Annotated in this window: 16 protein-coding genes; 10 read left to right on the top strand and 6 right to left on the bottom strand. The window is 70.7% G+C overall.

Annotated elements, in window-relative coordinates; all coding sequences use genetic code 11:
* Positions 1 to 13: 13 nt before the first annotated feature.
* The 5 genes from IF64_RS0115370 to IF64_RS0115350 all read right to left on the bottom strand — a co-directional run bounded on the left by IF64_RS0115370 (position 14) and on the right by IF64_RS0115350 (position 5,297).
* Positions 14 to 1,783 (bottom strand): serine/threonine-protein kinase, encoded by a 1,770-nt coding sequence (locus tag IF64_RS0115370; protein WP_030532806.1) that lies wholly within the window; start codon positions 1,781 to 1,783, stop codon positions 14 to 16.
* Positions 1,784 to 1,977: 194 nt separating this feature from the next.
* On the bottom strand, positions 1,978 to 2,439 hold the full coding sequence (locus IF64_RS0115365; RefSeq protein ID WP_030532805.1) for a hypothetical protein: 462 nt from the start codon (positions 2,437 to 2,439) through the stop codon (positions 1,978 to 1,980).
* Positions 2,440 to 2,667: 228 nt separating this feature from the next.
* The gene (locus IF64_RS26125; protein ID WP_051757887.1) at positions 2,668 to 4,206 is read right to left on the bottom strand and encodes a hypothetical protein; all 1,539 of its coding nucleotides are present in this window, start codon (positions 4,204 to 4,206) and stop codon (positions 2,668 to 2,670) included.
* 265 nt (positions 4,207 to 4,471) lie between these two features.
* Positions 4,472 to 4,786 carry a hypothetical protein gene (locus IF64_RS0115355; protein ID WP_030532803.1) on the bottom strand — a complete coding sequence of 105 codons (315 nt, stop codon included), beginning with the start codon at positions 4,784 to 4,786 and terminating at the stop codon, positions 4,472 to 4,474.
* A 202-nt stretch (positions 4,787 to 4,988) separates the two neighbouring features.
* Entirely contained in the window at positions 4,989 to 5,297 is a 309-nt protein-coding gene (locus IF64_RS0115350; RefSeq protein ID WP_030532802.1) for a chorismate mutase, read from the bottom strand.
* 220 nt (positions 5,298 to 5,517) lie between these two features.
* Between IF64_RS0115350 and pcrA the strand changes: the two genes are divergently transcribed.
* Positions 5,518 to 7,965 carry a DNA helicase PcrA gene (gene pcrA, locus IF64_RS0115345; RefSeq protein ID WP_030532801.1) on the top strand — a complete coding sequence of 816 codons (2,448 nt, stop codon included), beginning with the start codon at positions 5,518 to 5,520 and terminating at the stop codon, positions 7,963 to 7,965.
* A gap of 334 nt (positions 7,966 to 8,299) precedes the next feature.
* On the opposite strand, the gene IF64_RS0115340 is transcribed toward pcrA, so the two are convergent.
* Positions 8,300 to 9,025: a M23 family metallopeptidase gene (locus IF64_RS0115340; protein ID WP_030532800.1), complete on the bottom strand. Its 726-nt coding sequence runs from the start codon at positions 9,023 to 9,025 to the stop codon at positions 8,300 to 8,302.
* A 768-nt stretch (positions 9,026 to 9,793) separates the two neighbouring features.
* Between IF64_RS0115340 and IF64_RS0115335 the strand changes: the two genes are divergently transcribed.
* The 9 genes from IF64_RS0115335 to IF64_RS0115295 all read left to right on the top strand — a co-directional run bounded on the left by IF64_RS0115335 (position 9,794) and on the right by IF64_RS0115295 (position 22,253).
* The gene (locus IF64_RS0115335; protein WP_145600604.1) at positions 9,794 to 11,737 is read left to right on the top strand and encodes a hypothetical protein; all 1,944 of its coding nucleotides are present in this window, start codon (positions 9,794 to 9,796) and stop codon (positions 11,735 to 11,737) included.
* A 301-nt stretch (positions 11,738 to 12,038) separates the two neighbouring features.
* Positions 12,039 to 13,205 (top strand): ADP-forming succinate--CoA ligase subunit beta, encoded by a 1,167-nt coding sequence (gene sucC, locus IF64_RS0115330; RefSeq protein WP_030532798.1) that lies wholly within the window; start codon positions 12,039 to 12,041, stop codon positions 13,203 to 13,205.
* Between the two features lie 5 nt (positions 13,206 to 13,210).
* Positions 13,211 to 14,098: a succinate--CoA ligase subunit alpha gene (gene sucD, locus IF64_RS0115325; RefSeq protein ID WP_030532797.1), complete on the top strand. Its 888-nt coding sequence runs from the start codon at positions 13,211 to 13,213 to the stop codon at positions 14,096 to 14,098.
* A gap of 263 nt (positions 14,099 to 14,361) precedes the next feature.
* Positions 14,362 to 15,114, top strand: a complete 753-nt coding sequence (locus tag IF64_RS0115320; protein ID WP_030532796.1) for a DUF5336 domain-containing protein — start codon at positions 14,362 to 14,364, stop codon at positions 15,112 to 15,114.
* A gap of 161 nt (positions 15,115 to 15,275) precedes the next feature.
* Positions 15,276 to 16,946: a cell division protein PerM gene (locus IF64_RS0115315; protein ID WP_211252593.1), complete on the top strand. Its 1,671-nt coding sequence runs from the start codon at positions 15,276 to 15,278 to the stop codon at positions 16,944 to 16,946.
* 125 nt (positions 16,947 to 17,071) lie between these two features.
* Positions 17,072 to 17,689, top strand: a complete 618-nt coding sequence (purN, locus tag IF64_RS0115310; RefSeq protein ID WP_030532794.1) for a phosphoribosylglycinamide formyltransferase — start codon at positions 17,072 to 17,074, stop codon at positions 17,687 to 17,689.
* A complete protein-coding gene (purH, locus tag IF64_RS0115305; RefSeq protein WP_030532793.1) occupies positions 17,686 to 19,257 on the top strand; it encodes a bifunctional phosphoribosylaminoimidazolecarboxamide formyltransferase/IMP cyclohydrolase in 1,572 nt (523 codons plus the stop codon). The genes purN and purH overlap by 4 nt, the downstream gene beginning before the upstream one ends.
* 324 nt (positions 19,258 to 19,581) lie before the next feature.
* The gene (locus IF64_RS27700) at positions 19,582 to 20,607 is read left to right on the top strand and encodes a hypothetical protein (RefSeq protein ID WP_211252592.1); all 1,026 of its coding nucleotides are present in this window, start codon (positions 19,582 to 19,584) and stop codon (positions 20,605 to 20,607) included.
* A complete protein-coding gene (locus IF64_RS0115295; RefSeq protein WP_246134835.1) occupies positions 20,604 to 22,253 on the top strand; it encodes a DNA polymerase Y family protein in 1,650 nt (549 codons plus the stop codon). The genes IF64_RS27700 and IF64_RS0115295 overlap by 4 nt, the downstream gene beginning before the upstream one ends.
* Positions 22,254 to 22,261: the final 8 nt, after the last annotated feature.

Genomic DNA, 22,261 nt, shown 5'->3' with positions numbered 1-22,261 from the left:
ATCCCTCGAACGATCAGGGAACGGGGTCGATCGAGCCGTCCGCCGGGCTTGAGGGCGGTGGAGAGGACGAATCCGTCGGTTCCGGCGCGGTGGTCGGTTCCGGCTCGCTCGTCGGTTCCGGTGCCGGTTCGCTCGTCGGCTCGGGTGCCGGTTCGCTGGTCGGTTCCGGTTCCGGCTCGTAGGTCGGCTCGGGCTCGTAGGTCGGTTCGGGAACCTCGACGTACGACGACTCCTCGGTCGTCGGCTCGGGCGAGCTGGTCGTCGACGGTGCCTCGGAGCTCGTCGGCGACTGCGACGTCGTGGCCGGGACCGGGTTGCCCGCGGGCTCGGGGTCGTCACCGCCGCTCGGTCCGCTGAAGATCCACACGGCAAACGCGGCCAGGCCGAGCACGACGAGTCCGCCGACCAGCGCGGGCAGCTTCCACTTCGGCTTCTCGTCCTCGTCGGCCGCCGCACCACCCGCGGCACCGCCGCCGGCCGCAGCCGCGACCTTGGTGCCCTGACCGTCGTCGTAGGGGTCGTCGTACGGGTCGTCGGGGTAGGCGCCGTAGCCGGCGCCCGGAGCTGCGGCGACGCGGGTGCGGTCGCTGTCGTCGTAGCCGTACCCGTCGTCCTCGTAACCAGAGCCGTGGGAGCCGTAGTCGTCGTACCCGTCGTACGGCGCGTCGTAGTCGCGGCTGGGGTAGGCGGCCGTGGCGGCGTACGGGTCGTCGTAGCCGTTCTCGTACTGGTCGCCGTAACCGTCGCCGTAACCGTTGCCGTAACCGTCGTCGTCGTAGTAGCCGCCCGCGTCGCCGCCACCGAGCGTGCCGGAGTGCCCGGCGGGCGGCTCCTCACCGCTCGCGGCGGCCGCACCGAGGGCCGCACCAGCGGCGCCGCCTGCGGCCGCGGCTCCGGCCGCGCCGAGCACGGAGGTCCGGTCGTCCTGCGGGTCCTCGGCCGGTCCGCCCAGCGGTGTCTCCCCGCGCGCGACGGCAGCGAGCAGTTCCTCGCACTCCTCGGCGGTGGGGCGGTGCTGGGTGTCGGGGTGCAGCATCACCGCGAGCACGCTGGTCAGCGGACCGGACTGGCGGGGCGGGTTGATCTGCCCGGCAGCGACCGCGTGCAGCAGGCTCAGCGTGTTCTCCGACAGGCCGAACGGCGGCTGCCCCTCCGTGGCGGCGTACAGGGTGGAACCGAGCGAGAACACGTCCGACTCGGGGCCGGGGTCGCCGCCGATGGCCACCTCGGGCGCCAGGTAGGCGGGCGTGCCCGCGATCATGCCGGTCTTGGTGACCGTCACGTCGTCCTTGGCCCGCGAGATGCCGAAGTCGGTCAGCTTCACCATGCCGTTCGGCGCGAGCAGGATGTTGCCCGGCTTGATGTCCCGGTGGACGATGCCGACGGCGTGCGCCGCCTTGAGTCCGGCCGCCACCTGCGAGCCGATCTTGGCGACGTCGATCGGGTCGAGCGTCCGGCCGCCCTGGAGTTCCTGGGCCAGGCTGGTCGACTCGAGGTACTCCATGACCAGGCACGGCTGCCCGCTGTCGTCGGTGACGACGTCGAACACGCTGATGGCGTTCGGGTGGTGGAGTCGCGCCGCGATCCGCGCCTCGCGCATGGTGCGGGCGCGCGCGTCGTCGATCTCGTGGTCCTCGAGACCGGATTGCAGCAGGAGCTGTTTGATGGCGACCGTGCGGTGCAGCAGCTCGTCCTGCGCCATCCACACGGCGCCCATGGCACCGGAACCGATCCGGCTCACGACACGGTAGCGGCCCGCGATCAGGCGACCTTCGTCGCGCACGCGACCTCCTTCGGGGCTGGTGTCTCCGGTGGTGGAGCGTAGGCACACCGATCCGACGAGCTGGCTGGTGCGGCCGTGCGCTGCCACGAGGCAGTCACAACCGTCCCACACAGGTTAGGCCGCTCACGCTGCGCACACGAAGGCGGCACTCTCGCGCACGGTATGTCGCTTCCGCACACAAAGACGCGCGGCCGTCAGAAAGGTTGTGTCACCGTGAAGAATGATACCGACTGAGTTCCGGGTGCCGAGCGTAGCGATTCGGCGTCCGTGTCGCCCTGTCCAGTGACACCGCCGTCGCCGGTGACGACGGCCGCGACGATGATCGACGCGATCACCATGGCCGCCGCGAGGACGAGTGCCGCGAGCTTGGCCCTTCGTGCCAGCGGGTGCTCCGGTTCGGGCTCCGGGCCCGCCGGTTCGGGGTCGCGGCTCGCCTGCACGCTGGGTGGCGGCAGGTAGCGGCCGGGTTGGGAGAGGGCCTCGCGCAGAAGGGTGTCGTCCGTCAGGTCGTCGATCAGGTCGTCACCCAGATCGTCAGCGAGGTCGCGGCCGACGATCGGGTCGCGGTCGACGTTCCCGTCGTCGTCCAGGCGCTCCTGGTCGACGGCGTCCTCGACGGCGACGCATTCGTCGCTTGCGTGGCGGCGCTCGTGCACGGTTCGGCCCTGTCTGCTCCGTCTCGTGGTTCACCTACGTGCGGACCCCTGCCGACCAGGTAACCGGCTGTGGGCGGCGATCACCACCCCGTGTCGGTGGAGGGTCGCGGACGTACGACGAGCGGTCGAGGTGATCACTCGCTTAGAGCAATTTGCAACCGTTCGGCGAATGCACGTGCAACGGAATGTGCGGGAAATGTGGCCCTGACGTGCGAATACCTGCGGCGGTCAGGTGCCGTCGGCGGAGATCTTCTCGTCGTCGTCGAACGTCAGCTGCCGGGTCTGCTCCTCGGTGCTGCCGTCCTCGTAGGTGACGCGGACGGTGTTCTCGGTGATGCCCTCGTTCTGGTCGATGTAGATGTGCGTGACCTCGAAGTAGGCGATGCCCGCGTAGGCACGTTCGAGACGCTGCGGTCCCTGTTCGCGCAACTGGCCGCTGGTCAGTTCGTGGGCGGCCTGCGGGTCCTCGGTGACCTGGTCGAGGAACGCCTGCGAGCGCTTGGCCATGACCTCGGGGTCGTGCGAGTTCGAGAAGTACACCGGAGTCGCGGTCTCGGTGGGCGCAGGCGTCGACGGCGGCTTGGTCGGTGTCGACGACGAGGGAGACGAGGGGCCCGACGACCCGGGCGCGGACTCGGAAGGTGCGGACGGGTCCGGCGTCTCCGACGCGGACGGCGAACTCGACTGGCCGGGCGGGTTCCGCAACGGGTCGGCCGTGTTCGGGGTGTCCCCGCCGGCGGACGAGCTCTCGTCGGAGGTCCGTGCCGCTTCCGAGCTGTCCGAAGGTTGCGAGGAGTCCGAGGAGTCCGAGGAGTCGTCGGAACCCTCCGGTGCCTGCCTGCCACCGCGATCCGTGGTGTCGTCGGGGATCAGCGGTGCCACGGCACCGTGCCGGTCCGGCCAGCCCTCCGCCGTGTTGGTCGGATTCCCCGGCCCGACGAACAGCGTGCCCGCCACCAGCAGTGCGACGACGACCGCACCCGACGAGAGACTCGCGAACCACGCGGCCTTGCGCCAGGTGGGCGGCGGCGTCACCGAGGCCGGGACCGTGCCCAGGTCGAACCTGCCCAGCCCTTCGGCGCCCGAGGCGACGAGGATCCGGGAGTCCTCACCCTGCTCGGCCGATTCGGCGGGGTCGTCGGCGGCAGCCAGCTCGTCCGGCAGGTCGTCGGGTATGTCGGCGGTGCTGGCGGGCAACGGCGCCGCGGGACGGGATGCGCGGCGTCCCTCTCCCGCACCGTCCGTTCCGGGGGTGGCCAGCGAGATGCGCTGCCTGCGGACCCTGGGTGTCTCGGACCTGCGGGCACCCGCCTGGGTCGGCACCTGGGCCGGCGCCGTCGCGCCGGGAAGGTCCGCACCGGGAGTATTCGCGCTGTTCGCGCCGTGGGTGTTCGCGCCGGGGGCAAAGCCGGCGAGCGGGGCCGGTGCCGTCGTTTCGGCGGCACCGGGAGGCGGCGGCTGGACCTGCGACTGCTGCGCATGCGGCCGCGCGGGGAACGCGGGCCGTGCCGGGCCGGTCCGGGCGTGGGCAGGGGCGCGGCGAGACGTCTGCGCAGGCACGCGCGGATCCGGGCCCGCGGCGGACGGCGGCCCGGCGACGGGGCCGGACAGCGAGCCGGACACCGAACCGGCGGTCGGATCAGCTCCCGGAGCGGTGGAACGGTGCCTGCCACCGCCGCGCGCGCCGGGTTCCGGCCGCGCGTGACGGCCGCCGGTCTGACGGGGTGGTGCGAAGAAGTCGAACCTGTCGGGCGAGCTGGCGGTCATGCGGTGGTGACCCCTCCTCGCGCGCCTGCTGACGACAGATCTGTCCGGTTCCGCCCGAATGGAGCAGGTGGCGATGCGAGGGGAGCACGCGCAGCTGCACGGCAGCTTGCACGTGCGCTGCAACATGCAGCGCGTGGGATGCCCCTCGAAATGCTCACCCGGACAAGGGTAGGAGCTCTCGCCGCTTTCGGCCCAACTCAAAGCCCTTAGTGCACGGATATCACTCCACCGGGCGCACCCCGGCCGCGCTGCGTGTTCGGCGAGGTCAGGAGCCGGAGCGGTACTTCGCCCGAGTGGACTGCAACGCCTTGGTCGCCACGGCACCGCTGCCTACTGCGAGCACAATCGCGATGACGTCCATCGCCGAACTGCCCGCCGTGAACAGCAGTGCGACCAGCGACGCGACAGTGGTGCCACCCGCGACGGGCCAGCGCGTCCGCACGTAGTCGGCGATCGGGCCGCCGCCCGCCCGCTTGTTCGCCGCGCTGTTGAGCAACGCCAGGTAACCGGTGTGGCCGAGGGCGGCGAGCACGCTGGCGAGCGAGGCCAGTAGCGCGATCAGGTGGATGATCGTTTCCATGTGTCCAGTGTGCCCGAAAGGGGTGAAGCGCCGGTTCGCCGGAAGCGGACCGGCGTCACGACCGACCGACGTCACGACCGACCGACGTCACGACCGACCGACGTCACGACCGACCGGCGTCACGACCGACCCCACCGAGCCGGGGCCGACTGAACGGCGCCCGATCCGTGGTCGGACCGGTACCTGGGATCAGCCCGCCCGGTCAGTGGCCCAGGCGGCCGCGTCCGAGGTTGAGCAGCGCGAGCGCCAGCTGGCGTCCCTCCGGGCCGAGTTCCCGGTAGCGGGCGAGCACGTCCATCTCGCGGTTGTAGACGATCCGCGTGCCGCCCGCGGCCATCCGCGCGGCACCGATGGTCTTCGACACCTCCGCGCGCCGTTTGACCAGGCGCAGGATCTCGGCGTCGAGCCAGTCGATCTCCTTGCGGAGGTCGTCGATCGACTCCGCGGGTGCGTCGGAGGCAGGCGAGTCGGTGTGATCGGTGGGGGACTCGTCGTGCGTCTGGGCGTTCATGTGACCCTCCGGTCGTGTCGGTCCGGTCCCGGTCTGCGGCCCGAAGCCGACGAAAGCCCCGGGTCCGAGGACTCCGGGGCTTCAAGGTGATGGTGAGTCAGCACGCGATCACGGGAGCCGGAGTCCGGTTCCCGTAGAAAAATCGGCACGTCGCGCTGAGCACGTCGCGAGTATGGCACATTCCTGCCGTGTCAGGGGTGCGAGGTAGCGTGAAGTCACAATGAGCACCCTCTTCGATCTTCCCCCGGACCAGGGCAAGCACGCCGATCTGACCGGCGACCTCAACCCGGCGCAGCGTGCCGCCGTCGAGCATGCGGGAGCCCCGTTGCTCGTCGTCGCGGGCGCGGGCTCGGGCAAGACGCGGGTGCTCACCCGGCGGATCGCGTATCTGCTGGCGGCACGCGGCGCGCATCCCGGCCAGATCATGGCGATCACGTTCACCAACAAGGCGGCCGCCGAGATGCGCGAGCGCGTCGCCGAGCTGGTGGGCCGCCGGTCCGGTGCCATGTGGGTGTCGACGTTCCACTCGATGTGTGTCCGGGTGCTGCGGCGTGAGGCGAAGACCCTCGAGATGTCGTCGAACTTCTCGATCTACGACGCCGACGACGCGCGCAGGCTGTTGACCCTCGTCGCCCGCGATCTCGACCTCGACGCCAAGCGCTACCAGCCGCGCGCGCTGGCCGCGCACATCTCGAACCTCAAGAACGAGCTGATCGACGCCGAATCGGCGGGCTCGCACGCCACCAACGACTTCGAGCGCAGGGCGGCCGAGGTCTACGTGGAGTACCAGCGCAGGCTCTCGCAGGCCAACGCCATGGACTTCGACGACCTGATCATGCGCACCGTCGAGCTGTTCCAGGCCTTCCCCGACGTCGCCGAGTACTACCGGCGCCGGTTCCGCCACGTACTGGTCGACGAGTACCAGGACACCAACCACGCGCAGTACACGCTGGTGCGGGAACTGGCGGGCACCGAGCCGACGGAGTCCGGGATCGAGCCGGCCGAGCTGTGCGTCGTGGGTGACGCCGACCAGTCGATCTACGCGTTCCGCGGCGCCACGATCCGCAACATCGAGGAGTTCGAGCGCGACTTCCCGAACGCCCGCACGATCCTGCTGGAGCAGAACTACCGGTCGACGCAGACGATCCTGTCCGCGGCCAACGCCGTGATCGCGCGGAACCCCAACCGCAGGGACAAGCGGCTGTGGACCTCGGAGGGTGACGGGGAGAAGATCGTCGGCTACGTCGCCGACAACGAGCACGACGAGGCCGCGTTCGTCGCGGGCGAGATCGACGAGCTCGTCGACCAGGGCTCGGTGAAGTACTCGGACGTCGCCGTCTTCTACCGCACCAACAACCAGTCCCGTGTGTTCGAGGAGATCTTCATCCGTCTCGGACTGCCGTACCGGGTCGTCGGTGGGGTGCGGTTCTACGAGCGCAGGGAGGTCCGGGACGCGCTGGCCTACCTGCGGGTGCTGGCCAACCCGGAGGACACGGTCAGCCTGCGGCGCATCCTGAACGTGCCCAAGCGCGGGATCGGTGATCGCGCGGAGGCGTGTGTGGCCACCCACGCCGAGCGGGAGCGCATCTCCTTCGCGTCGGCGCTGCGCGACGCGGTCGCCGACAAGGTCCCGATGCTCAACCCGCGCTCGCGTAACGCGATCACCGCGTTCATGGAACTGCTGGACGGGCTGTACGAGCTGGTCGATTCCGGTGCCGAGGTCGCCGACGTTCTCGAAGCCGTGCTCGACCGCACCGGGTATCGCGCCGAACTGGACTCCTCCGACGACCCGCAGGACGCCTCGCGGCTGGAGAACCTCGACGAGCTGGTCACGGTGGCCAGGGAGTTCACCGAGTCCGCCGCGGAGGCGGCCGCGCTCGCCCCGGACACGAACGCCGACAACGCCGACAACGCCGACGCCGCCGAGGCCGTCGACGATGCGGGCGTGCCCGAGCCGGGATCGCTGCCCGCGTTCCTCGAGCGGGTCTCGCTGGTCGCCGACGCCGATTCGATCCCGGAGTCGGACGGTGGCGACGAGGAGTCCGAAGCCGACGACCAGGGTGTCGTCACGCTGATGACCGTGCACACGGCGAAGGGGCTGGAGTACCCCGTCGTGTTCGGCACCGGATGGGAGGACGGCGTCTTCCCGCATCTGCGTGCCCTCGGCGAACCGAAGGAACTGGCCGAGGAGCGCAGGCTCGCGTACGTCGCGATCACCCGCGCCCGCGAACGGCTGTACCTGTCCCGTGCGCTGATGCGAACCCAGTGGGGACAGCCGGCGGCGAATCCGGCGTCGCGGTTCCTCGACGAGATCCCCGCCGAGCTGATCGACTGGCGCAGGGAGGCCCCGTCGTCGGGCGGTGGCGGTTCGCCGCGGGCGGCCACGACCTGGGGTGGACGGCCCGGGGTCGGCGGTGATTCGGCGCAGGCGCGGATCGCGTCGGGCGGTATGCGCACCACCGGTTTCGGCGGGGTGCGCAACGATTGGAAGGACACGGTCGCGCTCAAACTCGACGTGGGCGACCGGGTCAGCCACGACAAGTACGGCCTCGGCACGGTCGTGTCGACCGACGGTTCCGGCCCGCGCGCCACGGCGACGATCGACTTCGGAGCGTCGGGCACGGTACGGCTCATGCTCATCGGCAGCGTGCCGATGGTGAAGCTGTAGCGAGGGCACTCGCGCCGAATTGTTCGATCGTCTGTTCGAGTGAAGTCAGCGGCGGACGGCTGATTCCGTCAGGGTGGCGCGCTAGTCTCGTAGTCGAACACAGGTTCGAGTGCGAGGTGGGCGGATGCGGAACGCGGTCACGAGTGTCGCGTCGGGGATGGCGCGGGGCGTGTGCCGTCTCCGGGCTTTCCTCGGTGGTCGGGCCCGGGAACGACGAAACGGCGCCACCCATGCAGGGGGCGCCGTCGTCGAAACGGTGTCGGAGTCCCTTGTGGATCCGAACGTTGTGGATCCGAGCGGTGTGGGTCCGAACGGTGGCCTGTTGGGCCGGGAATCAGCTGATGTGCACGCCGTGCTCGGCGAGCCACGGCAGCGGGTCGATCTTCTCGCCCCCGTCGGACGTCCAGACCTCGAAGTGCAGGTGCGGGCCGGTCGACTGACCCTCGTTGCCCATGAGGGCGATCTCGTCGCCCGCCTTGACCCGCTCGCCCTCGGACACCGAGAAGCTGGAGACGTGGCCGTAGACGGTGACGATGCCGTCGTCACGCTGCACCTTGACCCACTGGCCGAACCCGCTGGCGGGCCCGGCCTCGATGACCGTGCCGTCGACGGCCGAGACGATCGGGGTGCCGATGCTGTTCGCGAGGTCGATGCCGTAGTGGGTGGTGCCCCACCGGGCGCCGAAACCGGAGGTGAAGGTGCCTTCGGCCGGCTGGACGACCTTGGGCCGCGCGGCCTCGATGGCTGCCTGGCGGCGAGCTTCTGCCTCCGCGGCGAGTCGCGCGTCGGTCAGTTCGGCGCTGCGGTTGATCTTCTGGGCCTCGGCCGAGGCCGAGGAGTTCTCGTCGGCGGGTTCGCGCACCTGGAGCAGCTGCGGAGCGCTCACGGGGGCGTCCCCGCCCATTCCCATGGCCGCACTCGCGTCATGGGTGTTGGCCAGCGGCGTCACATCGGTGCTGGTGTCGACGGCGCCGGACTGGGCTTCGTTGGAGGACGTGTTTTGAAGGGTCTGACCTGCTGCGGCGGCGGCGAATGCACCTGCGGCGACGGCCGCGACCATGACGCGTCCGCGAAGGGCGGACGACGGCGCGGGCAGTCGGTGGGCACCACGCGGGCGCACCATCGAATCGTCGACCCCGTCCAGCGCGTCTTCGAGCGCAGGCGAGGGTGCTTGGCCGCCGGGAGAGCGGTGTCGAGCCAAGGCAGGGGGCCTTCCGTTACTCGGGGGAGTCAGCTCGCGAACTCCGGGCGGGGGAACCCGGTGGGCGACCTCGGGGGTGATCGCCCGGTGGCGTGCGCACCTCGGGGGGAGGTGGTCGGCCACGTTCGTCCGTGATCTGACCGTAATGGGGACTGCGGGACAGTAACGAAGGGGCGCCACGAGGGGCAAGGATCCGGGCCGTCTTTCGGCCGTACGGGGACTCTCGGCGTCGGCGGTCCGTATGCGATCACGCAAGGTAGAGGCCTGATTGCGCCGTTGGTGTGAGTTGGGTTACACCTGGGCAACCCGTGGTCTGAACATCCGGTTCGTGTCGCTTCGTCGCGCACTGTCCGGCCGTGCCGGAACCGCATGCGGCGCACGCTGACGGGGCGCCGTCCGTGGGCGGGCCGGTCGGGACCACTCGGAACGTGGCGCACGTCGCGGATGCGTGCGGTACGCGCCGTGGGCCGTGCAGTGTGGGCGTGCGTCGTCGGGGGATGCGCGCCGGTGTCGCCTCACGCGGTGCGACCGTTCGTGGATACCGTGCTGGTACAGCCCACGCAGCTTTCGAGGTGAGTCGATGATCCGCCCCGTACACCCGCCGCAGTCCCTAGTGGAGTCATGCCGGTGACGTCGGAAACGCGTGACGGCCGGTCCGGCGACGGTCTGCGCCCGGATCCCCGCCAGGACGGTGGCCGCTCGGCACTGATGGCCGCCCTGGCACTGTCGGCCGTGTCCGCCGTGCTCCTTGTGCTGGGCTCGGTGGTCCCGGTCGTCGAGAACGCCGAACGCGGCTTCTCCGGCGTGGGCATGACGGTGGTGCTGGCCGCGCTCCCGCTCGTCGTGGCGGCGGTGTTCGCGGCGCGGGGTCGTGCCGGTGTCGCCGTCGGCGTGCTCGTCGGCGTGGCCGCGCTGGCTCCGGGAAGGGCGGTACTGGACCTGCAGTTCGCTGCCGACCCGTCGCGGGCGCTACGGCCGGATCTGTACCTCCCGGCGGACCTGCAGGCACATTCGCCGTCGACAGGTCTGTGGCTGTTGCTCGCCGGACACGCCGTGGCCTTCGTCGCGGGGGCGCTCGCGATCCGGGCCCGCGGCGGATCGGCCGCGGGCGACCCCGTGTTCGCCGGCGAGGCCGGGGACGAGGACGGTGCGACCAGCGGCGTGCAGCACGACCGGTCGACCCGCCGGTTGGCCGCGGTGGTGGGACTGGCCGTCGTGGCCGCGATCGGACTGCTGATGCAGCCGTTCGCCTCCGAGAACGTGTATCTGCTCGCGCAGAACGCGTTCGAGGGGCCCATCGTCGCGATGGCCGGTTACCTGTTGATCGCCGCGGCCCTGCCGTTGGCGGCGGCCATCGCCGTGTCCTCCGGCGAGGGGGACGGCGCAGGTGGCGCGGCGGGCGTGCCGCGGGGCGTGCTCCACGGGCTCGCGGTGGCCGGAGCGGCGGTCGCCGTGCCCGCGGTCGTCGCGGGCGTCGTCGTCGACTCGGCGCGGGTGGACACGGGACCGTTCGTGGCGTTGGCAGGCCTGCTCGGACTCGTCGTGGTCGGGGCCTTGCCGGCCACGACCTCGGATGCCTCGGATGTCTCAACCAGCTCGGGCGCGGACAAGGACAGGGACGGTGGTGCGGCGGTCCAGCTGCCCGGCGGTGTGCGGTTGTTGGTCACGACCGGCGCGCTGGCCGTCGGCACCGGCGCGCTCGCGGTCGTCGGCGCGCTGACGCCCCAGCTGGAGACGCAGGCCGCGATCGCCCCGCCGGAAAGCCCGGCCCGCTGGACGCTGCTGACTGCTGGACTGGTGGTCGGCGCCATCGGGGTGGCCGTCGTGGTCGACGCGGTGAGCACGCGACGTGCCGCCGCCGTGCTCCGGCCGGTGCTGTCGGTGGCATGGGTGTCCGTGCTCGTCGCGGGTACGGCTGTGCTCGACACGGCGGTGACCGCGACCGGTTCGGCAGGCGGGCTCGCCTCGGCGGGCCCGGGGGTCGTGTGGACGTGGATCGCCATGCTGCTGGCCGCGGTGACGGCCGTGTGTTCCGTCGTCGCCGGTGCGGTCGAGCGGGACGCCGCCGAGGAGAACGCCGAAGAGAACGCCGGAAACGCCGAGGACGACGCCCGGAACACCGAGGACGCCGACGGCCGCGCAGCGGATGGCGAGGCCACTGGCCCTGCGCCGGTGTTGCTCGGTGCGGTGGCGCTCGCGGGCGTGCTGGCGGTCGCCGCGTTCGCGCTCCCGGTGCTCACGGCGTCCGGATACGCCGCGGCGGGTTTGGTGTCGCGGTTCGGGACGCCGTCGTGGGGCCTGTTGGCCGGGGTGCTGGTCGTGCTCGGCGCGCTCGCACTGGTTCCGTGGAGCAGGCCGAGGTCGGCGGTCGGGGCGCTCGTCGGGGTGGGCGTCGTGTTGGCGTTGCACGCCGCGGCGTTCCCGTTGACCCGCGGGCAACTCGACGACGCCGCGGCCGGTGGCGGGTTCTGGCTGGCGTTCGCGGCGCTGATCGCGGTCGTGGTGTCGGCCATGATCGCCGCACTCGGGGCGCCTGCACGCGCCAAGGATCAGGGCGCGGCGAGGCGCTGATTCTCCGCACGAGTTCCTGTCCGGTGTGGAAAGACGTCCGGCGGGAAATCGGAAACGCATTCCGCCGGCCCGAGCTACCGTTCGGTAACTAGCCGCTGAATGGTTCAAGCGGAACGCGATCTGCGCCACACTCCCAGCTCACGGCGCTTTTGGTGACCGAGTTCACCGGAGGTGGCCGCGTCGCGCGCAGGCCGGCTCGATAGGGTCGTGCACGTCCGGCAGCACGGTTTGTAAAGCAGTGCCTTGCAAACCAGGCGTCTTTACAAACCACAGTGGCGTGTGTCGTCAGGAGACTGAAGTAGTGGACCTCTACGAATATCAGGCGAAGGACCTCTTCGCCGCCCACGGCGTGCCGGTGCTTCCCGGCGCCGTGGCGAGCACCCCGGAAGAAGCACAGGCCGCGGCTGAGAAGCTCGGCGGCCAGGTCGTCGTCAAGTCGCAGGTGAAGACCGGCGGCCGTGGCAAGGCGGGCGGCGTCAAGCTGGCCGAGAACCCCGCCGAGGCGAAGGAGAAGGCCGAGGCGATCCTCGGTCTGGACATCAAGGGTCACATCACGCGACGGGTGTTGGTGACCGAGGCGTCGGACATCTCCGAGGAGTACTACTTCTCGTTCCTGCTCGACCGCGCGAACCGCACCTTCCTCGCGATGGCCTCCGCCGAAGGCGGCATGGAGATCGAGCAGCTCGCCGTCGAGCGTCCCGAGGCGCTCGCGCGAGTCGCCGTCGACCCGATCGAGGGCGTCGACAAGGCGAAGGCCCTCGACATCCTGACCCAGGGCAACTTCCCCGAGGTCATCAAGGACGAGGCCGCGGACGTCGTCGTGAAGCTGTGGGAGACCTTCGTGGCCGAGGACGCCACGCTGGTCGAGATCAACCCGCTGGTGCGCGACCCGCAGGACAAGATCGTCGCCCTCGACGGCAAGGTCACCCTCGACGGGAACGCCGACTTCCGGCACCCGGCCCACGAGGAGCTCGTCGACAAGGAGGCCGAGGACCCGCTCGAGGCCAAGGCCAAGGCCAAGGACCTCAACTACGTCAAGCTCGACGGCCAGGTCGGCATCATCGGTAACGGTGCCGGTCTCGTGATGTCCACTCTGGACGTCGTCGCGTACGCGGGCGAGAAGCACGGCGGCGTCAAGCCGGCGAACTTCCTCGACATCGGTGGCGGCGCCTCGGCCGAGGTCATGGCCGCCGGTCTGGACGTCATCCTCGGTGACCCGGACGTCAAGAGCGTGTTCGTCAACGTCTTCGGTGGCATTACCGCCTGCGACGCCGTCGCGAACGGCATCGTCGAGGCGCTGAAGATCCTGGGCGACGACGCGACCAAGCCGCTCGTCGTGCGCCTGGACGGCAACAACGTCGAGGAAGGCCGCCGCATCCTCAACGAGGCCAACCACCCGCTGGTCACACAGGTGGACACCATGGACAACGCGGCGGACAAGGCCGCCGAGCTGGCGGCAGGAGCGTAAGAGACATGTCGATCTTCCTCGATTCCAGCAGCAAGGTCATCGTTCAGGGCATCACCGGGTCCGAGGGCACCAAGCACGCGACCAAGATGCTCGCCTCCGGCACCAACATCGTCGGTGGCGTCAATGCCCGCAAGGCCGGTCAGACCGTGACCATCGGCGAGAAGGACCTCACCGTCTTCGGCTCCGTGTCGGAGGCGATGGCCGAGACCGGTGCCGACGTCAGCGTCATCTTCGTGCCGCCCAAGTTCGCCAAGGACGCGGTGATCGAGGCCATCGACGCCGAGATCCCGCTCGCCGTCGTCATCACCGAGGGCATCCCGGTGCACGACGCGGCCTACTTCTGGGCGCACGCCAAGGCCAAGGGCAACAAGACGCGGATCATCGGCCCGAACTGCCCCGGCATCATCTCGCCGTCGCAGTCGAACGCCGGCATCATCCCGGCCAACATCACGGGCCCCGGCAAGATCGGCCTCGTGTCGAAGTCGGGCACGCTGACCTACCAGATGATGTACGAGCTGCGTGACATCGGCTTCTCGACGTGCGTGGGTATCGGCGGTGACCCGATCATCGGCACCACGCACATCGACGCCCTCGAGGCGTTCCAGGCCGACCCGGAGACGTCGGTCATCGTGATGATCGGTGAGATCGGCGGTGACGCCGAGGAGCGGGCCGCGGACTTCATCGCCGAGAACGTCACGAAGCCGGTCGTCGGGTACGTCGCGGGCTTCACCGCCCCGGAGGGCAAGACGATGGGCCACGCGGGCGCCATCGTCTCCGGTTCCGCGGGTACGGCGCAGGCCAAGAAGGAGGCCCTCGAGGCCGCGGGCGTGAAGGTCGGCAAGACGCCGACCGAGACCGCCGAACTGGCCCGGGAGCTGTACAAGGCTCTGTAGAGCCGAGGCCGCAGGCAGCGCGAACGAGGGGCCGGACACCGACGGTGTCCGGCCCCTCGTGTGTTCGCGGTCGTGTGCATTCGGTGCGGGTGTGAAACCCGGAAGGCGAATCGTCCGTCTAAGCGACGTCCTCTCAGGGTGGTGCGCTAACGTCCGTGCTGTGGTCGCCGGCTGTGGCAGGGCGGCCGCGTATCCCCGGGTGTGCACGGCGGGCGACCAGCACCCGCCGTGTCTGCGAGCAGAACCACGACAGGAGAACACGGATGAGCTTCCCGAGCGGCGGCCCAGGTACGGGCGGATTCCCCGGCCAGGGACCGCAGCAGCCGCAACAATCGTTCCCGGGGCCGCCCGCTCCCCAGCAGGGTGGCGGCGGTCTGAAGATCAGCCTGCCGCAGATCCTGTTCCTCGCAGTGGCCGGACTCGGCCTTGTGAACCTGTTCCTGGGGTTCGCGAATTTCGCTGTTGTCCCGCAGGTTGAGACCGGGATCGGCTTCTACGAAGAGGGATCGGCGGCGTGGCTGCCGATGATGTTCTTCCTCAGTGGTCTCGCGGCATTGCTGACGATCCTGCCGGGCGAGCACAAACCCGGTCCGTGGCCTGCGCTCCTGGCGGTAGGCGTCCTGCTGCCGTTCCTGTTCATCACGTTCGCCAGCGAGCGCGAGTACGGTGCCGGCGCAATCATGATCCTGATCTTCGGCATCGTCCAGACGCTCGCGGCGGTGGCGGCGTACCTGTTCGACGAGAACATCATCAAGCCGCCGCAGCCGAAGCCCGTGGGCCAGCCCGGCTCGTACGGCCAGCAGCCGCAGGGCGGTTACCCCGGCCAGGCGCCGCAGCAGCCGCAGTCGGGTGGCTTCCCGCAGCAGAACCAGCCGCCGCAGCCGGTGAACCCGCACGCGCAGCCGACCGCGTACGCGCCGCAGCACGGCCAGTTCTTCCAGCCGCAGGACCCCGGCCAGCAGGGACAGCAGGGCCAGCAGGGTCAGCCCGGCCAGGGGCCGCAGCCCGGAGCCTGACCCGGCGGATTCCCCACGTACACGCGGCGCCCATGGCCGAACACCGGCCGTGGGCGCCGTTGTCGTGGGGGAACCCGGACGGGCGAACGTGATTCTCATCAGAGGTTGCCGCGCGGCGTGGCGCGTGCTGGGGTGCGAGCCCGTTTGCGATGGTCGAGGGCATGAGCCTGCTCGCCTCCCCGTCCCGTTCCGCGTCCGCGGACGGCGAGCCGGTGTCTCGTTCGGCCTGGGTACGCGCATTGGCGACGGCCGCACTGGCGCCGCTGCTGACCGGGTACCTCGCCACCGCCGCGCTGTTGACGTTGATCCTCGCGATCGCGACGTCGTCGCATTTCTCCACCGCCGCGGTGTTCGCGACGACGGGACCGGTGTGGCTCGCGGCCTATCAGGTTCCGTTGCAGATCGGCGGTCAGCCGCTCGGCGTGCTTCCCGTGTTGCCGACCATCGGGGTGTGCGTGTTCGTGGCACGCACCGCGCGGAGTGCCGCGGGACGGCTGGGCTGCACGACCGTGAACCGAGTGCCACCGGTGATCGCCGCCATCGCGGGCGCGCATGCGCTTGCGGGCGGAATCCTCGCGGTGGTTTCGGGGGACGGATACATCAGCGTCGACGTCCTGTCCGCGATCTTCGTTCCCGCGCTGGTGGCGGCGCTGGCCGCGACGGTCGGCGTGGCCCGGCAGTGCGGCCTCACCGCGGAACTCCGGCGCTATCTGGATCCGATCGCGTTGCACGGTCTGCGGGCAGGCGCACTCGGCATCGCCGGATTGCTGGCCGCAGGGTGCCTGACGCTCTTCGTGGCGACGTCGCTGTCGGCTCCGACTATCGGTGCGCTCTTTCACGAGGTGGCACCCGGGGTCGGGAGCGCGACCGGGTTGTGGCTGCTGTCGGTGGCGTACGTGCCGAACGCGGTGGTGCTGGCGCTCGGTTTCGCCACGGGTCCTGGCCTCGAACTCGGTGGTGTCGCCGCGGGGCCGTTCACGTTCACCGGTGGCGGAGTGCCGCCGTTCCCGTTGCTCGGCGCGTTGCCGGACGAACGGGCCCTGTGGTGGCCGGTGTTCCTGCTGTTGCCCATCGCCGTGGGCGCGTTGGTGGGCTGGACCCTGCGGACGTGCCACGACGATCCGATGACCCGACTGCGCACGGTCGGTGTGGCGGGAGCGTTGGTCGGTTTCGGCACGGTCGTCGCCGGTTTCCTCGCCGGTGGACGTCTTGCTTCCGGCCCGTTCGACCCGGTGGGGATTCCGCTCGGGTTCGTCTCCATCGCCGCGTTCCTCTGGATCGCGCTTCCGGGGGCGTTGGTCGCGTGGTTCGCCGGTCCGCGTCCGCAACCGGCCGAGGACACCGGGGACGCCGATGAGGATGCCGATGCCGATGCGGAGACGGGCGAGTCCGACGAGGACACCGCCGACGAGGGTGCAGCCGACGAAGACACTGCTGACGAGGACGGTGCTGACGAGGACGGTGCCGACGAGGACGGTGATCTCGCCGATGAGTACGACGACGAGCTGGACCTCGACGACGAGACGGATGCCGACCACCCGGACGACACCGACACCGACACAGCCGCCGAGGTCGACGAGATCGACGAAGCCAACGACGAGATCGACACCGACCTCGACATCGAAGCCGACGACACCGCAACCGACGACACCGCAACCGACACCGAGGGTCGCGAGGACACCCCCACGGCCGACTCGGCAGGCGACGACGGTGATTCCGACGATGCCGATAACGGTGACTCCGGCCACGACGGGCACGGAGTCACCGGTGCCGAGGTCGACGAATCCCCTGATGAGGGCCGTGACCAGGACCGGGGTGCCGACCGTCACTGACACCTCGGCGTGTGCGAGGCCGCGCCGGCGTTAGGGTGTGGTCACCAGGTCATGGCGATGTGCGCGGTCGCAGGACTAGCGGCTTGAAGAGGCGTCCGGCTAGGAGAAGCGTTCTGGTTACCAGGTTGGAGTTGCCGGCACAGGCGAAACTGGTCGTTCTCGCCTCGGGGTCCGGCACCCTGTTGCAGGCCGTCCTCGACGCGGTTGCCGAACCGCCCTTCCCGGCCACCGTCGTGGCCGTGGGCACCGACCGTGCGGGAGCCGAAGCGCTCGAGCGTGCCGACCGCGCGGGCATTCCGCATTTCACCGTCCGTACCGCGGACCATCCCGATCGCGCCGCCTGGGACAAGGCCCTGAGTGACGCCGTCGCGGCGTACGAACCCGATCTCGTCGTCTCCGCCGGGTTCATGAAGCTGCTGGGGCCGGCGTTCCTGGAGACCTTCCCGAACCGGGTGATCAACACGCATCCCGCGTTGCTGCCGGCGTTCCCGGGCATGCACGCGGTGGCCGACGCGCTCGCGATGGGGGTCAAGGTCACCGGGTCGACGGTGCATTTCGTCGACACCGGCGTGGACACGGGCCCGATCATCGCGCAGGAACCGGTGGTCGTGGAGCCCGATGACGACGAGTCCAGCCTGCACGAGCGGATCAAGGTGACCGAACGTCGCCTGCTCGTGGACGTGATCGCGAAGCTTGCCCGTGCGGGGTGCACGGTGGACGGACGAAAGGTGAGGTTGTCGTGAGCGAGCAGACTCCTGGGGCCGGGCAGCGCCCGATTCGGCGTGCGCTGATCGGGGTGTCGGACAAGGCGGGCCTGCTCGAACTCGGCACGGGCCTGCACGCCGCCGGGGTGGAGATCGTCTCCACCGGCGGCACCGCGAAGGTCCTCGCGGACGCGGGTGTGCCGGTGACGAAGGTCGAGGAGGTCACCGGATTCCCCGAGTCGTTCGACGGCCGCGTCAAGACGCTGCACCCGCGCGTGCACGCGGGCCTGCTCGCGGACCGCAACCGGCCGGACCACGAGGAACAGCTCACGTCGCTGGACATCGCGCCGTTCGACCTGCTCGTGGTGAACCTGTACCCCTTCGCGCAGACGGTGGCCTCCGGTGCGAGCCCCGAGGACTGCGTCGAGAACATCGACATCGGCGGACCGGCCATGGTGCGTGCCGCCGCGAAGAACCACGGGTCGGTCGGCGTCGTCGTCGAACCCTCCAACTACGACTGGGTGCTCGAGCGCGTGCGCGCGGGCGGGTTCAGCTTCGAGGAACGCAAGCGGCTGGCGGCCAAGGCGTACGCCCACACGGCGTCGTACGACGCGGCCGTCGCGTCGTGGTTCGCCGGCTCGTACGCGCCTGCCGACGAGTCGGGTTTCGCCGACTTCGCATGCGCGACGTGGGAACGCGGTGACGTGCTGCGTTACGGCGAGAACCCGCACCAAACGGCCGCGATGTACCGGCGACCCGGTGAGCACGGCATCGCCCACGCCGAACAGCTGCACGGCAAGGCCATGTCGTACAACAACTACGTCGACACCGACGCGGCGCGACGCGCGGCGGCCGACTTCGACGAACCCGCGGTGGCGATCATCAAGCACGCCAACCCGTGCGGCATCGCCCTCGGCGAGGACATCGCGGAGGCGCACCGCAAGGCGCACGCCTGCGACCCGGTGTCGGCGTTCGGCGGGGTGATCGCGGCCAACCGCCCGGTCTCGCTGGCCATGGCCGAGCAGATCGCCGACGTGTTCACCGAGGTCGTTCTGGCTCCGGCGTTCGACGAGGACGCGCTCGAGGTGCTGACCCGCAAGAAGAACGTGCGGTTGCTGACGCTGCCCGAGCCGGTCACCTCCGACGTCGAACTGCGGCCCATCTCGGGCGGAATGCTGATGCAGAGCGCCGACCGCATCGACGCCGAAGGCGACGACCCCGCGGACTGGACGCTCGCCACGGGGCAGGACGCCGACGAACAGACCCTCGCGGACCTGCGTTTCGCATGGCGGTCGATCCGCGCGGTGAAGTCGAACGCCATCCTGCTCGCCCACGACCGCGCGACCGTCGGTGTCGGGATGGGGCAGGTCAACCGGGTCGACTCCTCGCGGCTGGCCGTCCAGCGGGCAGGGGAGCGCGCGCAGGGTTCGGTCGCTGCGTCCGACGCGTTCTTCCCGTTCCCCGACGGGCTTCAGGTGCTGCTGGACGCGGGTGTCCGCGCGGTGGTGCAGCCGGGTGGCTCGGTGCGGGACGCCGAGGTCATCGCGGCGGCCGAGGCCGCGGGCGTGACGCTGTACCTCACCGGGACCCGCCACTTCGCGCACTGATCTCGCCCCCTTCCTTCACACACGACTCGTCCACATCGCCTCGGTGCCCGTCGGCGCCGGGGCGATGTGGTGTCTGGGTCGTGTCCGGGCTCTCCCGGCGTCCAGTGCGGCTTGACACGATCTTCGAACTCATGTTCTATGTGAACTCTATCGAACATCGGTTCGAGACGGCAAGCTCGAGGTAGTCAGCGGGGAGTCGGGACATCAGCCGGAGCCGCCTTCGTCGCGGCCGGACATCAGACGACGGACATGTGTATCGGCGCGTGCGTCCACCGTGGACGTTCGCGCCTGCGATCCCTGTGTGTGAAGGGGGCGGTGATCGCTATGTCGACACAGATGGCCATCGGCGCAGGCGACACAGCCGATGACACAGTCGGTGATACCGCGGTGGCGGACGCCGTGGCCGGTGGTGAAGGGGTGAACGACACCGTGGCCCGGCTGGCGGCGTTGCCGGGGGTCGGCACGGCCAGCGGTATCGCGCTGCGCGGTTCGGCGAGCGGAGGGGAGCGCGGAAGGGCGTCGCGGAGCCCGGACGGTGCGGGTGGTCCCGGTCGTGCCTGCGAAGCGGGAGTGTCGGGTCCGCGGGGACTCGTCGGCGTGGCGGACGGCCCGGACAGCCCGAGTGGCACGGGCGACCTGGCCGGCGTCACGAACACGGCCGGTGCGGACAGCAGGGTCCTGCCGGTGGCCCTGCCGTTGGCGCAACTGTTGCCGTGGGGCGGGGTGCGCCGCGGCAGCACGGTGTCCGTCAGCGGCTCCACGAGCGTGCTGCTCGCGCTGCTGGCCGAGGCGACGTCCCACGGCTCGTGGGCGGCCGCCGTGGGCATGCCGCGGTTGGGCGTGCTGGCTGCGCACGAACTCGGGGTCGCGATCCGCCGGCTCGCCCTGATCCCTCGTCCCGGAGCCGACTTCGCGGCGGTGACGGCGGCCCTGCTCGACGGTGTCGATCTCGTCGCCGTTCCCGCGGGCACGGCGTACGGGACGAACGGCGCGCGGCACGCGGACACCGCACGCCGGTTGTCGGCGCGCGCACGGAACCGCGGGTCGGTGTTGTTGACCTTCGGGTCGTGGCCGGGAGCCGAGGTGGAGCTGCGTTGCCGCACCGTCGGCTGGTCCGGCACGGACGACGGGTACGGGCGGCTGACGCGGCGTGCGGTCGCGATCGAGGCCACCGGACGTCGCGGTGCCGCCAGGCCGAGGCGTGCCGTGCTGGCACTGCCGGGGCCGTCCGGCGCGATCGAACAGCTCGACCTCGCAGGCCGGCCCCAGCCGGTCCAGCCTCGGCCCGATCACCCGCAGCCCGCCCAGCCATCCGAGCGGGCACCGCTGGCGGGGGTGCGTGCGGGATGAGCGGGTCGGAGTACGTACCGGCGCGGATGCTGGTGTTGTGGTGCCCGGACTGGCCCGTCGTGGCCGCCGCCTCCGAGGCGGGACTGCCGGTGGACGAGCCCGCGGCGGTCCTCGTCGCCAACCGGGTCGTGGCGTGCTCGGCCGTGGCCCGTGCGGTGGGCGTGCGCCGCGGCATGCGCAGGAGGGAGGCACAGTTCCGGTGTCCCGAACTCGCCGTGTTTGCCGACGACCCCGATCGGGACGCGCGCCTCTTCGAGGCCGTCGCCATGGCGGTGGAGGATCTCGTGGTCGGCGTCGAGGTCGTGCGCCCCGGCGTGGTGTCGGTGCCCGTCGCGGGGGCTTCGCGGTACTTCGGCGGGGAACATCCGCTGCTGGAACGGCTCGTCGACCACGTGTCGGCCAGTGCGGGGGCCGAATGTCAGGTCGGCATCGCCGAAGGACTCTTCGCCGCGACCCTGGCCGCGCATCGGTCGATGCTCGTTCCGGAGGGCGCCGCAGCGGAGTTCCTGGCAGCACTGGATGTCGGCGAACTCGACCAACCGGGCACCGACCGCGGTGGACTGGTGGACCTGTTGCGCCGCTTGGGAATCCGCACCCTTGGCGACTTCGCAGCCCTTGCCGAACGCGACGTGCTCGCCCGCTTCGGGGCCGAGGGGCTGATCGCCCACCGGCTGGCGGGAGGACGGGACGAACGTCCGCCGGACCGGCGACGTCCCGCCCCTGACCTGGCCGTCACGCAGCAGTGCGACCCACCGCTCGACCGTGTCGACGCCGCGGCGTTCCTGGCCCGCACGGTGGCGCACCGGTTCCATGCCGGGCTGGCGTCCCGGGGTCTGGCCTGCACCAGGCTGGGCATTCGCGCCACGACGGGTGCGGGCGAGGAACTCGGCAGAAGCTGGCGCTGCGCCGAACCCCTCACTCCCGACGGCATCGCCGACCGCGTCCGCTGGCAGTTCGAAGGGTGGCTGACGCAAGGCCGCCGTCGAGGTGACGGGCCCACCGCGGGAGTGACGGAACTCCGGCTCGAGCCGGAGGAGACCGTCGAGGGAAGCGCACTGCAACTCGGACTGTGGGCCGGCGGCTCGGGAGCGGAACACACCCCGGAAGCCGACAAGGCCGCCCGCGCACTGGTGCACGTCCAGGGACTGCTCGGGCCCGACGGCGTCCACACCGCCGTTCTCGGTGGGGGCAGGGGCCCTGCCGAACAGGTGCGGCTCGTGCCGTGGGGCGACCGGCTCCCCGACGAGGACCGCCGCCCGTGGCCGGAACGCCTGCCGGGGCCGTCCCCGGCGACGGTCTTCCCGGAACCGCCGTCGGCCACGGTTCTCGGCGCGGACGGGACGGAGATCGGCGTGACCGAACGGAATCGGCTCTCGGCACGTCCGGCGACCGTGGCCTTCGATCCGGACGGTGCGGGTGCCGGCGGCGCCCGAGCAGGCCGGGGCGAACACGACGTGCGCGACGTGCACGACTGGGCGGGCCCGTGGCCCGTCACCGCCCGGTGGTGGGACCCGGACGGTCCGGGACGAAGGGTCCGCGTACAGGTGGTGCTCGGCGAAACGGCGGAGCGGCCCCCTGCCGCACTGCTGCTGTGCTGGCAGGACGGGAAGTATCCGAAATGGACGGTCGAAGGGGTGTACGACTGATGAACGAC

It is taken from the genome of Prauserella rugosa (assembly GCF_000719975.1).
GTDB lineage: Bacteria > Actinomycetota > Actinomycetes > Mycobacteriales > Pseudonocardiaceae > Prauserella > Prauserella rugosa.
The sequence above is the reverse complement of the archived record's forward strand: the minus strand, read 5'-3'. Positions and strand labels throughout refer to the sequence as shown.